This window comes from Streptomyces sp. NPDC104761, from assembly GCF_055583445.1.
In genome coordinates this window covers 1-14,601 of sequence record NZ_JBVJNZ010000012.1, presented here as the reverse complement: position 1 = coordinate 14,601, position 14,601 = coordinate 1, and the positions used below count along the sequence as shown (strand labels likewise).

At 74.6% G+C, this 14,601-nt stretch carries 8 protein-coding genes; 7 read left to right on the top strand and 1 reads right to left on the bottom strand.

Annotated features, from left to right (window positions below):
- Positions 1 to 36: 36 nt before the first annotated feature.
- The 7 genes from ACZ63F_RS29120 (at position 37) to ACZ63F_RS29090 (ending at position 10,763) form a co-directional block, all read left to right on the top strand.
- Positions 37 to 306: a YlxR family protein gene (locus tag ACZ63F_RS29120; protein WP_093498774.1), complete on the top strand. Its 270-nt coding sequence runs from the start codon at positions 37 to 39 to the stop codon at positions 304 to 306.
- 154 nt (positions 307 to 460) lie between these two features.
- Positions 461 to 3,580, top strand: a complete 3,120-nt coding sequence (infB, locus tag ACZ63F_RS29115) for a translation initiation factor IF-2 (protein WP_469715223.1) — start codon at positions 461 to 463, stop codon at positions 3,578 to 3,580.
- 466 nt (positions 3,581 to 4,046) lie between these two features.
- The gene (locus tag ACZ63F_RS29110; protein ID WP_046732584.1) at positions 4,047 to 4,340 is read left to right on the top strand and encodes a DUF503 domain-containing protein; all 294 of its coding nucleotides are present in this window, start codon (positions 4,047 to 4,049) and stop codon (positions 4,338 to 4,340) included.
- Positions 4,341 to 4,386: 46 nt separating this feature from the next.
- Positions 4,387 to 4,845 carry a 30S ribosome-binding factor RbfA gene (gene rbfA, locus ACZ63F_RS29105; RefSeq protein WP_351959585.1) on the top strand — a complete coding sequence of 153 codons (459 nt, stop codon included), beginning with the start codon at positions 4,387 to 4,389 and terminating at the stop codon, positions 4,843 to 4,845.
- Positions 4,842 to 5,747, top strand: coding sequence for a tRNA pseudouridine(55) synthase TruB (truB, locus tag ACZ63F_RS29100; protein WP_469715217.1), 906 nt, complete (start codon positions 4,842 to 4,844; stop codon positions 5,745 to 5,747). Before rbfA ends, truB begins: the two co-directional genes overlap by 4 nt.
- 260 nt (positions 5,748 to 6,007) lie before the next feature.
- Positions 6,008 to 9,694, top strand: a complete 3,687-nt coding sequence (locus ACZ63F_RS29095; RefSeq protein WP_469715214.1) for a trypsin-like peptidase domain-containing protein — start codon at positions 6,008 to 6,010, stop codon at positions 9,692 to 9,694.
- Between the two features lie 118 nt (positions 9,695 to 9,812).
- Positions 9,813 to 10,763, top strand: a complete 951-nt coding sequence (locus tag ACZ63F_RS29090) for a bifunctional riboflavin kinase/FAD synthetase (protein ID WP_469715211.1) — start codon at positions 9,813 to 9,815, stop codon at positions 10,761 to 10,763.
- Positions 10,764 to 10,842: 79 nt separating this feature from the next.
- Here the strand turns inward: ACZ63F_RS29090 and ACZ63F_RS29085 are convergent, their stop codons facing one another.
- Positions 10,843 to 14,142: an SCO5717 family growth-regulating ATPase gene (locus ACZ63F_RS29085; RefSeq protein WP_469715209.1), complete on the bottom strand. Its 3,300-nt coding sequence runs from the start codon at positions 14,140 to 14,142 to the stop codon at positions 10,843 to 10,845.
- Positions 14,143 to 14,601: the final 459 nt, after the last annotated feature.

Sequence of the window (14,601 nt, the reverse complement as noted above, 5' to 3'; positions counted from 1 at the left end):
AAGGGGTGAGGTCGGTTCGGGGAGGTAGACTTAGCAGTGTCTGGCCGGACGCATGCCCGCGCATGCCCTGAGCGCACCTGTGTGGGGTGCAGGCAGCGAGCGGCCAAGACCGAACTGCTGCGGATCGTGGCGGTCGAGGACGAATGCGTCCCCGATCCTCGCGGTACGCTGCCCGGCCGGGGTGCATATGTACACCCCGTCCAGGTCTGTCTGGACCAGGCGGTGCGCCGCCGGGCACTCCCGCGGGCGCTGCGCGCCCCGGGTCCGCTGGACGTAAAGGCGTTGCGCCGGTACGTCGAGCAGTAACACCGTAAGAAGCGTCGTTCGGAACGTCCGTGCGGCTCTGGTACCCCGCGAGTTGGAAGTAGGTCGAGATTGCGATGAGCACTCGATGAGCACGCGATGAGTACGCCCATGAAGTAGCGACGGTCCGGACGCACCCGGACCTAAAAGGAGCGAAGTGGCTAAGGTCCGGGTATACGAACTCGCCAAGGAGTTCGGGGTTGAGAGCAAGGTCGTCATGGCCAAGCTCCAGGAACTCGGTGAATTCGTCCGTTCGGCGTCCTCGACGATCGAGGCGCCCGTAGTACGCAAGCTGACCGACGCGTTCCAGGGCGGTGGCAACGGCAAGGCCGCCCCGCGCAAGGCAGCCCCCAGGCCCGCGGCGCCCTCTCCGGCGCAGGCGGCACGTCCCGCTGCCCCCAAGCCGGGCGCCCCGCGTCCGGCCGCCCCGCAGCCGCAGGCACAGGCCCCGGCGGCCCCCGCGGCTCCGCAGGCGCCCGCGACCCCGGCTCCGGCCCCGGTCACCCCCGCGCCGGCCGCCTCCGGCCCGCGTCCCGTCCCGGGCCCCAAGCCCGCGCCGCGCCCGGCTCCGGCCGCGCCCGAGTTCACCGCACCGCCGGCGCCTCCGGCCGCCGCGGCGCCGAGCCAGGCCGCCGCGCAGGGTCAGCGTCCGCAGGGCGCCGGTCCCCGTCCGGGCCAGGGTGCCCAGCGTCCCGGCGGCCGTCCGGCCCCCGGCCAGCGCGACGCCCGTCCCGGCCAGGGCGCGCCGCGTCCCGGTGGCCAGGCCCCGCGTCCGGGCGGTGCCCGTCCGGCCGGTCCGCGTCCCGGTAACAACCCCTTCACGTCCGGTGGCTCCACCGGCATGGCCCGCCCGCAGGCCCCGCGCCCGCAGGGCGGTCCGCGCCCCGGTGGCCCCGGTGCCCCCGGCGCGGGTCCCCGTCCGCAGGCGCCCGGCGCCCAGGGCGGCGGTCCGCGTCCCCAGGCTCCCGGCGGTTCCCGCCCGAGCCCGTCCGGCATGCCCCGCCCGCAGGGCGGTCCGCGTCCCGGCGGCGGCTCCGCGGGGCCGCGTCCGAACCCCGGCATGATGCCGCAGCGTCCCGCTGCCGGCCCGCGTCCCGGCCCCGGTGGCGGCGGTCGCGGTCCCGGCGGTGCGGGTCGTCCCGGCGGCGCCGGTCGTCCCGGTGGCGGCGGCGGCTTCGCCGGTCGTCCCGGTGGCGGCGGTGGCGCCCGTCCGGGCGGTGGCGGCGGCTTCGCCGGCCGTCCCGGCGGTGCTCCCGGCGGCGGTGGCGGCTTCGGCGGCGGTCCCGGCGGTGGCGGCGGCGGTCGTCCCGGCTTCGGCGGTCGTCCCGGCGGTCCCGGCGGCCGTGGTGGCACGCAGGGCGCCTTCGGCCGTCCCGGCGGTCCGGCGCGTCGCGGTCGCAAGTCGAAGCGGCAGCGTCGCCAGGAGTACGAGGCCATGCAGGCCCCGAGCGTCGGCGGCGTGATGCTGCCGCGCGGCAACGGCGAGACCATCCGTCTCTCCCGCGGCGCATCGCTCACCGACTTCGCGGAGAAGATCAACGCCAACCCGGCGTCCCTCGTCGCGGTCATGATGAACCTCGGCGAGATGGTCACGGCCACGCAGTCCGTCTCCGACGAGACCCTGCAGCTCCTCGCCGGCGAGATGAACTACGAGGTTCAGATCGTCAGCCCGGAGGAGGAGGACCGCGAGCTGCTCGAGTCCTTCGACATCGAGTTCGGCGAGGACGAGGGCGACGAGGAGGACCTGGTGGTCCGCCCGCCGGTCGTCACCGTCATGGGTCACGTCGACCACGGCAAGACCCGGCTGCTCGACGCCATCCGCAAGACGAACGTCATCGCGGGCGAGGCCGGCGGCATCACCCAGCACATCGGTGCCTACCAGGTCTCGACCGAGGTCAACGACGAAGAGCGCAAGATCACCTTCATCGACACCCCGGGTCACGAGGCGTTCACCGCCATGCGTGCCCGTGGTGCGAAGTCGACCGACATCGCGATCCTGGTCGTCGCGGCCAACGACGGCGTCATGCCGCAGACGGTCGAGGCGCTCAACCACGCCAAGGCGGCCGACGTCCCGATCGTCGTCGCGGTCAACAAGATCGACGTCGAGGGCGCCGACCCGACCAAGGTGCGCGGTCAGCTGACCGAGTACGGCCTGGTGGCCGAGGAGTACGGCGGCGACACCATGTTCGTCGACATCTCCGCCAAGCAGGGTCTGCACATCGACGACCTGCTGGAAGCGGTCGTCCTGACCGCGGACGCCTCGCTCGACCTGCGGGCCAACCCGCACCAGGACGCGCAGGGCATCTCGATCGAGTCCCGCCTCGACCGCGGCCGCGGTGCCGTGGCGACGGTTCTCGTCCAGCGAGGCACGCTGCGGGTCGGCGACACGATGGTCGTGGGCGACGCCTACGGTCGCGTCCGCGCCATGCTCGACGACAACGGCAACAACGTCGCCGAGGCCGGCCCCTCCACGCCGGTCCAGGTCCTGGGTCTGACCAACGTCCCGGGCGCCGGTGACAACTTCCTCGTGGTCGAGGAGGACCGTACGGCCCGCCAGATCGCGGAGAAGCGTGCCGCTCGCGAGCGCAACGCGGCCTTCGCGAAGCGCACGCGCCGCGTCTCCCTGGAGGACCTGGACAAGGTGCTCAAGGCCGGCGAGGTCCAGCAGCTCAACCTCATCATCAAGGGTGACGCTTCTGGTTCCGTCGAGGCCCTGGAGTCCTCCCTGCTCCAGCTGGACGTCGGCGAAGAGGTCGACATCCGCGTCCTGCACCGCGGCGTCGGTGCGGTCACGGAGTCCGACATCGACCTGGCGATGGGCTCCGACGCCATCGTGATCGGCTTCAACGTCCGCGCGGCAGGCCGCGCGGCGCAGATGGCCGAGCGCGAGGGCGTGGACGTCCGGTACTACTCGGTCATCTACCAGGCGATCGAGGAGATCGAGGCGGCCCTCAAGGGCATGCTCAAGCCGGAGTTCGAGGAGGTCGAGCTCGGTACGGCGGAGATCCGCGAGGTCTTCAAGTCGTCCAAGCTGGGCAACATCGCCGGTGTCCTCATCCGGTCCGGCGAGGTGCGCCGCAACACCAAGGCCCGCCTCATCCGCGACGGCAAGGTGGTCGCGGAGAACCTCAACATCGAGGGCCTGCGCCGCTTCAAGGACGACGTCACCGAGATCCGCGAAGGGTTCGAGGGCGGTATCAACCTCGGCAACTTCAACGACATCAAGATCGACGACGTCATCGCGACGTACGAGATGCGCGAGAAGCCGCGGGTGTAACGCCTACGGTGCGTAGCCGGCCGACGGGACTTCGGTTCCGTCGGCCGGCACTTTTCCCACCCACCCGACTCGGTGGGCCGAGAGGTGGCCGACACGGGGCTCCGCCCCGGACTCCACCCTCGCCCACCCACCACCCGACTGGGTGGCCTGAAAAGGTGCCCCTCGAGCGGTCCCTGTTCGACGGACCGGGGCGGTGTCCTCCGGCTCGACCGAGTCGGCGGACCGGAGCGGTGCCCTTCCGGCCGACCGAGTCGGGTGGTGGGTGGGCGAGGTCCGGGTCCGGGGCGGAGCCCCGCGGCGGTGCCTCTCAGGCCGACCGAGTCGGGTGGTCGGCCGGGAAACTCCCGGGTCCCGGGGGCAGCCCCCCGTGACGGCTGGGGAAAGTCGGTCGAGCCCCCGGCAGGGACGGGGTACCGTTCCTGACAGGGCCATCGATCCCGTACCGGCGGGTTAACCGGATACATACATGTACGTGGGGACCCTGTCCTTCGACCTCCTCCTCGGCGACATCCACTCGCTCAAGGAGAAGCGCTCCGTCGTCCGCCCGATCGTCGCCGAACTCCAGCGGAAGTACGCCGTGAGCGCGGCCGAGGTGGACCACCTGGACCTTCACCGCAGGGCCGGCATCGGCCTTGCCATGGTCTCCGGCGACGCCGCGCACCTGACCGACGTACTCGACCGGTGCGAACGGCTGGTCGCCGGCCGCCCCGAGGTGGAGCTGCTGTCCGTGCGACGGCGCTTCCACGGCGACGACGACTAGACCTGAGACCTGAGAACGACAAGAAGAAAGAACGGGAGACGGACCAGTGGCCGACAACGCGCGTGCCAAGAGGCTGGCGGACCTCATCCGAGAGGTGGTGGCCCAGAAGCTGCAGCGCGGGATCAAGGACCCGCGGCTCGGCACCCACGTCACCATCACGGACACCCGGGTCACGGGTGACCTCAGGGAGGCGACCGTCTTCTACACGGTGTACGGCGACGAGGAGGAGCGGAAGGCGGCGGCCGCCGGTCTGGAGAGCGCCAAGGGCATCCTCCGGTCCGAGGTCGGCCGCGCCGCCGGCGTGAAGTTCACGCCGACCCTCGCCTTCGTGGCTGACGCCCTCCCGGACACCGCCCGGAACATCGAGGACCTCCTCGACCGGGCGCGCCAGTCCGACGCGAAGGTCCGCGAGGCCTCCGCGGGCGCCGCCTACGCAGGCGAGGCCGACCCGTACCGGAAGCCGGGCGAGGACGACGCCGACGAGACGGACGACGCCACCGAATGACCAGCAAGCCCACCCCGCCCGACGGCCTTGTCATCGTCGACAAGCCGTCGGGCTTCACCTCGCACGACGTCGTCGCCAAGATGCGGGGCATCGCCCGCACCCGGCGCGTCGGACACGCCGGCACCCTCGACCCCATGGCCACGGGTGTCCTCGTCCTCGGTGTCGAGCGGGCCACCAAGCTCCTCGGGCACCTCGCGCTCACCGAGAAGGAGTACCTGGGGACGATCCGCCTCGGGCAGAACACGCTCACGGACGACGCCGAGGGCGAGATCACCTCGTCCACCGACGCCTCCGAGGTCACCCGCGAGGCCGTCGACACCGGCATCGCCAAGCTGACCGGCGCCATCATGCAGGTCCCGTCCAAGGTCAGCGCCATCAAGATCGACGGCGTCCGGTCGTACAAGCGCGCCCGGGACGGCGAGGACTTCGACATCCCGGCCCGCCCCGTGACCGTCTCGTCCTTCACGGTGTACGACGTCCGGGACGCCGTCGCCGAGGACGGCACCCCCGTCCTCGACCTGGTCGTCTCCGTCGTCTGCTCCTCCGGCACCTACATCCGCGCCCTCGCCCGCGACCTCGGCGCCGACCTGGGCGTCGGCGGCCACCTCACCGCGCTGCGCCGCACCCGCGTCGGACCGTACAAGCTGGACTCCGCGCGCACCCTCGACCAGCTCCAGCAGGAGCTGACCGTGATGCCGATCGCGGAGGCCGCGGGCGCCGCGTTCCGCCGCTGGGACGTCGACGAGCGTCGGGCCCGCCTGCTCACCAACGGCGTGCGCCTGGAGATGCCCGACGAGTACGCGGGCGGCGGCCCCGTCGCCGTGTTCGACCCCGAGGGCCGCTTCCTGGCACTCGTGGAGGAGCAGAAGGGCAAGGCGAAGAGCCTCGCCGTCTTCACCTGAGCCCTCCGGTTTCTGCCCGTGGAGCGGCGACCACGGGGTCTGGCGCCGCCGCCGCTCCACGGTCCCCCCTCGGTTCCCCCACCCCTAGGGTGTATCCACCCGCCCCGGGCTATTCACCCGACCGAGCAGGCGCTCGGAGTGAACCGGGGGAGCGGAGGGGGGCGCGTTCACCGCCCGCTCTGTCCCGCTGATCATTTCGCGCCTACGGTCGAAGACAGCCCGGGACAAGGGCACGGGTGTACGGGCGGGGAGGTTCGATCATGGCGGGACGGGGCCCGCGGACCGGGAGCGGTCGCCGGACGGCGGAGGCTGCGCGGGAGGCGGTGCAGGAGACGGCGCCGGGGCTGGACGAGCGGCTGGTCCGGATCCGGGACCTCGCCGGGCGCCCGCGCGGCACCGGCTTCCTGGCCGATCACCACGGGACGCTCATCACCAGCCACGAGGCCGTCGACGGCCTGGCCCGGATCGTGCTGCACGCGGCCGGGGACCGCACCTGCGTGGTCGGCTCGGACGCCGTCGTCCCGCTGCCCGCCCACGATCTGGCCCTGGTCCGCACCGAGGGCCTCGCCGTGGAGCCGCTCCCGATCACCGTACGGGAGCGCATCCCGGCCGGCGCCTACGTGCGCATCGCCGCCGACCGCTGGCGCGAGGCCCGGGTGCTGGCCGCGACCCAGGTGACGTACACCGCCACCGACCGCTTCCACCTCCTCGAGGACGCACTGGAGCTGGCGATCGGCACGGCGGGCCGGGACGCCCTGCGGCTGGGCGGCGGCGCGGCCGGCGGCCCGGTCCTGGACGCGGAGACCGGCGCGGTCCTGGCCGTCCTCGGCACCGCCCTCCAGTCCGGCCAGCGCGACGTGGGCTTCGCCGTCCCCCTCCACCACCCCGGCAGCGGCCCCCTCGCCGACCTCCTGGCCACCAACGCGGCCACGGTCCCCGCCTACGGCATCGACCTCAACCTGGCGGGCGTACTCGAACTGACGGCGACCTCCGTGGGCCAGGACGGCCCCCCGGGTGCCCTGGCCGGTTACGTGGGCCGCACCTTTCCCCACATGACGGCGCCCCGCCCTGAAGCGCCCCGAAGGGGCGCGGGGAACTGCGCGACCGGCCCCCACGCACCCGCAGCCGCCCCACCACCTTTCATGGCACTCACCGGCGAACTCACCGACCCCGTGCAACCGGTCGAACGCTCGGTCACCTCAGCCGAACTGTCGGCCTTCGCCGAAGGCACCGGCACCGGCACCGGAAAGACAACCAGCACCGTCCTGGCCCTCGTCGGCGCCCCCGGAACGGGCCGCACCACAGAACTCGCCGCACTCGCCGCCCGCCGCACGCGCGAGGCGACCCCCGCCCCCACCCTCTGGCTCCGCGGCGCCGACCTCAGGGACACCGACGACTCCGTCGCCGCCGCGGCCCGCCGCGCCCTGGAGCGCGCGGTCCGGATCGTCGCCGCCTCCCGCTCCCAACTCCCCGGCGACCTCGGCGAGCTGACCGTGGAGCGGCTGGCCAGGCTCGCCGCCCGCGCCGGCCGCCCGCTGCTCCTCCTGCTGGACGGCCCCGAGGAGATGCCCCCTGTCCTCGCCCACCGGCTCCCCGCCTGGACCGAGGGCACCGCCGACTGGCTGCGCGACACCGGCGCCCGCCTGCTGCTGGCCTGCCGCGAGGAGTTCTGGCAGCGTGCCGGCACCGAGTTCCCGCCGGAGCTGCTGCACCAGGGCACCGGCGACCCCGCCTGCGTCCGGCTGACCGACCTCTCCGCCGACGAGGCCCGCCGCGCCCGCTCCCGCTACGGCATCCCCGACGGGACCCTCATCGACCGCGACGCCCGCCACCCCCTCACCCTGCGTCTGCTCTCCGAGGTCCGGACCGCCCTCCCGGACGCCCCGGGCGACGGCGACCCGCTCGACCGGCACGACGTCTTCGCCGCCTACCTCGACCTGATGTGCCTGCGCATCGCGGTCCGCCTGGCCGCCGAGAACGGCTTGCGCGGCACGGCCGTACGACGGCTCGCCGCCAGGGTCTCCGGGCAGGTGCACGAGGCAGCCCGGCGCAGCCTCGGACCCGGGCAGGGCGAGCTGGACCGGGAGTCGTTCGAAGCGGTGTTCCCCTGGGGACCCGTCCCGGCCCACCTCGGCGGCGGCTCCGGCTGGGCCTCCGCCGTGCTCACCGAAGGCCTGCTGGTGCCCGCGGGCGGCGGGTACCGCTTCGCCCACGAAGAGCTCGCCGACTGGATCCAGGGCATGCACCTGGACCTGGACGAGGCCCTGCACGCCCTCGTCCACCGCCCCCGCAGCCCCCTGGGCGCCCACCCGCTGCCCGTCCCGCACCACAGGGCCGGCCCGGTCGTCCAGGCGCTGCTGCTGCTCGACCGCGAGTACGGGCCCGCTCGACTCGCGCCGCGGCTCGACGAGTTGGCGTACGCCCTCGACCTGGACCCCGGCTCCTGGTGGGCCGCGCGCCTGCTCACCCAGACCCTGCTGGGGCTGCCCGACGCGACCCCGTACACCGGGGTGCTGCGGCTGCTCGCCGACCGGGTCGTGGGCCGGCAGCGCCCCGCGGCCCCGGAGTTCGGCCCGGACTTCTGGACCGCGCTCGCGCTCCCGGACGCCGACCGCCTCGACCTGCTGCGCAGGCTCGTCCTCGCCGACGAGCCGCTGCCGGAGACCGCCGGCATCAGCCGCTTCGGACCCCGGCCGACCCGGGCGCCGACCCGGCCACCGACGGAGGAGCCCGACGGCGCCGCCCCCCGCTACCTGGACGCCGTGGCCCGGCTGCTGGCCGCCGACCCCATCGCCGTACAGCCGTGTCTCACCCGGTGGTTCGACGACGAACGGCCGCTGCCCGCGATGCCGCACGCCACCGTGGCGACGGCGGCCCAGGCGCTGCTGCACACCCACCGGCACCGCGCCCTGGACGAGCTGACCGAGGTGCTGGTGGACGCGGCGCACCGGCGCGGCGACGAACTGCTCGCCGTACTGGCCGAGGACGAACCGTCGGCGGTGTGCCGGGCCGTGGACCGCTGGGCGCACGACGAGCGCCCCGCCCGCCGGGTGGCCGCCGTGGCCCACGGCCTGCGCACCGCCCCGCACGTGCACAGCGAACCCGACCGCGAACTCCTCCGCTACGCCGCCCTCGCCCTGCTCGCCCGCCCCGCCGACTGCACCCTGCACGGCGGCGCCCTCGCCCTGCTGGTCCGCGACCCCGCGACCCGCGCCCGCCATCTCCCGCAGGCGCTGCGGCACTTCGCCGACGGCGACCACCAGCTGACCCCCGCCGCCCTGCTCCCCGCCCTCGCCACCCACTCGGACGAGGTCCTGGAGGCCTTTCGCGCCCGGCTGCGCGGACCGGACGCGGGCCAGGTCCTGCGCACCCTCGCCCACGTCACGTCGCCCGCCGTCGCCCGGCGGGTCACCGAGCTGGTCCTGGAGGCCGCCGAGCTGCGGCCGGAGCTGGCCGGGCAGGTGGCCGGGTTCGTCGAGCGCCGCCTGGACCAGGGCGCCGAGTCCCGTACCGTCCTGCTGCCGCTGGTCACCGAGCTGCTCGCCGACGGCCCCGAGCCGGTCCGGGCGGCCCTCGCGACCGTACTCGGCGCCGCCGGCACGCCCGCCTCGCGACCGCTGCGCCAGGAGCTCCTGGAGTTCCTGCTGGACCGTGAGCGCGACCCGGGCGTCCTGGACGCGCTGCTGCACGCGGCCGCGTCACAGCGCGAGGACGACGGCGACGGGATGCGTGAGCTGGTCAGGCGCACCGGGCTGCTGCTGGTCCGCACCCCGGACGGTGCGACCCGCTTCGACCGCGGGCTGGTCGACCTCGGCCGGCACGTCCCCGGCTTCGCGGCCCTGATGGCCCGCTGGCTCACCGACACCCCGCAGGACTGGGCGGCGGTGGTCGGGCCCAGCACCCGCCGCATGCTGGGAAACCTGGCGGGCGTCCGGGTCCCGGCGTGAGCGCGGACACGTGCGCCCGGTCACAGCGACCGTGCCGGTGTGAGACGGGTCCGGCAAACATGGCACCCTTAGACCTGCGTAAGACGGACAACGGACACAGGTTCGAGGAGCGGACACAGTGCAGCGCTGGCGTGGCTTGGAGGACATCCCCGAGGGCTGGGGGCGCAGCGTCGTCACCATCGGGTCCTACGACGGTGTGCACCGCGGTCACCAGCTGATCATCCGGCATGCCGTGGAGCGAGCCCGTGAGCTGGGCATCCCGGCCGTCGTCGTCACCTTCGACCCGCACCCCAGCGAGGTCGTCCGCCCCGGCAGCCATCCGCCGCTGCTCGCCCCGCACCACACCCGCGCGGAGCTGATGGCGGAGCTGGGCGTGGACGCGGTCCTGATCCTGCCCTTCACCACCGAGTTCTCCAAGCTGTCGGCCGCCGACTTCGTGGTGAAGGTCCTGGTGGACAAGCTGCACGCCAAGGCGGTCGTCGAGGGCCCCAACTTCCGCTTCGGCCACAAGGCCGCGGGCAACGTCGAGTTCCTCGTCGAGCAGGGCAAGGTGTACGACTTCGAGGTCGAGGTCGTCGACCTGTTCGTGCGCGGGGAGGCGGGCGGCGGCGAGCCGTTCTCCTCGACCCTGACCCGGCGCCTGGTCGCCGAGGGCGACATGGCCGGCGCCCGCGAGATCCTGGGCCGCCCGCACCGGGTGGAGGGCGTGGTGGTGCGCGGCGCGCAGCGCGGCCGCGAGCTGGGCTTCCCCACCGCCAACGTGGAGACCCTCCCGCACACCGCGATCCCCGCCGACGGCGTCTACGCCGGCTACCTGCACGCGCAGGGCGAGGTGATGCCGGCCGCGATCTCCGTCGGCACCAACCCGCAGTTCGACGGGACCGAGCGCACGGTGGAGGCGTACGCCATCGACCGCGTGGGCCTCGACCTGTACGGCCTGCACGTCGCCGTGGACTTCCTGGCCTACGTCCGCGGCCAGGCCAAGTTCGACTCCCTCGACGCCCTGCTCGAGCAGATGGCCGAGGACGTCAAGCGTTGCCGGGAACTGGTGGCGGCCGAGAACGCCTGATCAGCGGCGAGTTCAGCAGAGGCGTGACGCCGAAGGGCGGCCGGTGCGGCGAGGCACCGACCGCCCTTCGGCGTTCCGGCTACTGCTGCGGGGGCTGCGGCGGCTGCGGGGGCTGCTGCGGATAGCCGTACCCCGGCTGCTGCGGGTAGGGCTGGGCGCCGGGCTGCGGCTGGCCGTACGGCTGCTGCTGCGGGTGCGGCTGCGGGGGATACGGCTGCCCGGGCGGCGCGTACGGCTGTGCCTGCGGCTGACCAGGTGCGTACGGCTGCGGCTGGCCGGGGGCGTACGGCTGCTGGGCGGGCAGGGGCTGGCCGGGCATCGGCGGGGCGGCCACCGGCGGCGGGTTGCCGTCGTTGGTCCACAGGCCGTGCATCTGCTGGTGCCGGACGAAGTCCTCGGCGACCATCGCCGCGAGGTTGAAGTAGGCCTCCCGCACCTTGGGCCGCATCATGTCGAGGTCGACCTCGGCACCGGCGGACAGGTGCTCGTCGAAGGGAACGACCACGACGCCCCGGCAGCGCGTCTCGAAGTGCGCCACGATGTCCTCGACCTTGATCATCTTGCCGGTCTCGCGGACCCCCGAGATCACGGTGATGGACCGCGACACCAGGTCGGCGTACCCGTGCGCGGACAGCCAGTCCAGCGTGGTGCTCGCACTGCTCGCGCCGTCCACGGACGGCGTCGAGATGATGATCAGCTGGTCGGCGAGGTCGAGCACCCCGCGCATGGCGCTGTACAGCAGACCGGTGCCGGAGTCGGTGAGGATGACCGGGTACTGCTTGCCCAGCACGTCGATCGCGCGCCGGTAGTCCTCGTCGTTGAACGTGGTCGAGACGGCCGGGTCCACGTCGTTGGCGATGATCTCCAGGCCGGACGGGGCCTGCGAGGTGAACCGCCGGATGTCCATGTAGGAGTTGAGGTACGGGATCGCCTGGACCAGGTCGCGGATGGTGGCGCCGGTCTCGCGGCGCACGCGGCGGCCGAGCGTGCCGGCGTCCGGGTTGGCGTCGATGGCGAGGATCTTGTCCTGGCGCTCGGTGGCGAGCGTGGAGCCGAGCGCGGTGGTCGTGGTGGTCTTGCCGACCCCGCCCTTGAGGCTGATCACCGCTATCCGGTAGCAGGAGAGCACCGGCGTGCGGATCAGATCCAGCTTGCGCTGCCGCTCGGCCTCCTCCTTCTTCCCGCCGATCTTGAACCGGGAGGACGCGGCGGCGGGCCGGCCGCTCTTCGCCTTCTGCTTCTTGTTGTTGAGCAGCCGGTCGGAGGACAGCTCCACGGCGGCGGTGTAACCCAGCGGCGCGGCGCCGGGGTTGGTCATCTGCCGCTGGTCGTGCTGGATGGGCTGCGGCCAGGCGGCACCCGCCCGGGGGTCGACGGGCGGCTGGGGCGGCACGGCCTGCGGGTCGGACGCCTGCGGGTTCTGCGGCGCCTGCTGCGGTGCGGCCTGTGCGGCGCGCGGGTCCTGCGGGGCGGCCTGCGGCGGCCGGCCCGGCTGCGGGAACCCGTAACCGCCGGGCGGGACCTGGGCCTGCGGCTGTCCTGGCTGTGGGAAGCCGTAACCGCCCGGTGCCTGCGCGGGCGGGAGGGGAGCGCCCGGCTGCGGGAAGCCGTAGCCGCCCTGCGCGTCGGGCACGGGGGGCTGCGGGGCGTACGGCTGCGGCTGGCCGGGCTGCGGGGGCGCCGGCTGGTTCCAGGCGGCGGGTGCGGGCAGCGGTGCCTGCGGCTGGAACGGCTGCGGACCCTGCGCGGCGGCGGGCTGGGGCTGTGCCTGACCGGGGGCGGGCTCCGGTGCCGCCGGCTGGACCGGCCACTGGGCGGCGGGCGCGGGCGCCGCGGGCTGGTACGACGGCGGCAGCGGCGGAACCACCGCCGGAGGCGTCGGCGGGGGAGCCCAGCCGGTGGGCACGAGGTCCTCGGGGGCCGGGGGCGCGTCCTGCGGCGGGGCCGGGGGCGCGGGGACGGCGGGGGGCTCGGCTGGGGCGACGGCGGCTACGGCCTCGTCGGTCTCGGAGCGCGTCCCGGCGTCGTTGCCGGTGCCGTCGTCCTGGGCGTCCACGACGGCCGCGTCCCGGGGCTCGTCCTCGTCCGTGTCGTCCGCGGGAGCGGCTTCCCGCACCGTCTCCTCCGCCTCGGCCGCACTGTCGGCATCGGCAGCGGCCTCGTTCTCGGCCTCGGCATCGACTTCGGCAGCGGCCTCGTTCTCGGCCTCGGCGTCGGCGTCCGTGCCCTCGAACTCGTCGCTCGGGGATGCGTCCTCGGCCGTTTCCTCGCCGGTGTCCGCGGAGTCCTCGGCGTCGGCCTCCTCACTCGCCGGGAGTGCGACGGCCGCGGCCCCGGGTTCGGCCTCCTCTTCCACCTTGTCGGCGGCGACGGGCCCGGCGGCCTCGGCCGTCTCGCGCTTCAGCGCGACGGGGGAGAACCGCATCGTCGAACCGCTCTCCAGGTCACCGCTGCCCTCCTCGGGCTCGGGCTCGGGCTCCGGCTTCTCGGCGGCGGGCTGCGGCTCGAAACCGACCGGCAACTGCGGTACGGCGGCCGGACCGCCGACGGGCGGCACGGCCGGAGCAGGGGCCGGAGCCGGGGCCTGGGCCGGGATGAACGGTGCCTTGGGAGGCGCGGCCGGCGCACCGGCGTCCGCCCTCGGCGCCGGGGGCGTGAACGGCGCACCCGGCGTGGCGGCGGGCGGAGGCGTGAACGGAGCCCCCGGCGTCGCCACGGGCGCAGGAGTGAACGGCGCGCCGGGAGTTGACGCGGGCGGCGCGGTGAACGGCGCACCCGGTGTCGAAGCGGGCGGCGGAGTGCCCGGCGCACCCGGCGCCGGGGCGGCCGGCGCCGAAGCCGCCGGAGGCGTGAAGGGCGCCCCGGGCGTCGTGGTGGCCGGCGGCGTGAACGGCGCACCCGGTGTCGAAGCGGGCGGCGGCGTGAACGGTGCTCCGGGGGCCGACGTCGGCGGGGGCGTGAACGGCGCACCCGGACCGGACGTCGGCGCGGGCGGCGGCGGGGTGAAGGGCGCCCCGGGACCCGGCCGCCCGCCGCCCTGCTGGGCGTGCGGAGGAGGGGTCAGCCCGGGGATCGGCGCCCCCGGCGGGAACGGCGAACGAGGCTGAGGGGCGCGCGCCGTACCAGCACCGGCGGCCGCCCCGCCCGGCCCCGGACCGGCGCCCGGCCCGCTCTCGGCGTCGGACGCCCCCGCGGGTCCCGAGCCGCCCGGTGCGCCGGTCGCCGGCGCGGAACCGTCGGCCGCGTTCTGCGTGTACCAGGCGGGCGGCGCGTAGTCGATCGTGAACTCGCCCGTCATCTCGTTGAGGGACTCCGCGTCGGGCTGGTCATCGCCGGGTGTGGCCCAGCCCCCGCGGATCCCGTCCCGATCGCTGCTCACAGTTCCTCCTGGTGTGGTCGAGCACCCTCATGCCGTGCCGGCGCGACGACCATGTCGTGTCGTTCTCAGCATCCGTATTCGTGTGAGGTAGTCCGATCCACCGGCTCTCCCCCTCGGGACACCGGCGCCGTATTCACCGTCCGGACGCCGTGCCCCCCTCCCAGCCTAATCACCGTGAGCCGCACCTCGGCAGGCCCGTCCGCCTCTCATCGGAGGTCCGCCTGGTCACACCCTGCCCGGAAGTGGTGTGCGGAGCCTTCGTCTTGCCGAACAGGTGATGAACAAAACGGGCAAGTGCCGTCAGTCCGGATACGAGTTGGCGTCCGCCGTCCCGCCCCGCCATGTGTGGGGGGGACGAACTGACCGGCGGGGGGGGGGGGGGGGGGGGGGGGGGGGGGGGGGGGGGGGGGGGGGGGGGGGGGGGGGGGGGGGGGGGGGGGGGGGGGGGGGGGGGGGGGG

Bases quoted from the DNA above. Each gene is read 5' to 3' on its own strand.
- ACZ63F_RS29110 (WP_046732584.1), top strand. From the start codon at position 4,047: ATGTACGTGGGGACCCTGTCCTTCGACCTCCTCCTCGGCGACATCCAC.
- truB (WP_469715217.1), top strand. From the start codon at position 4,842: ATGACCAGCAAGCCCACCCCGCCCGACGGCCTTGTCATCGTCGACAAG.
- ACZ63F_RS29095 (WP_469715214.1), top strand. From the start codon at position 6,008: ATGGCGGGACGGGGCCCGCGGACCGGGAGCGGTCGCCGGACGGCGGAG.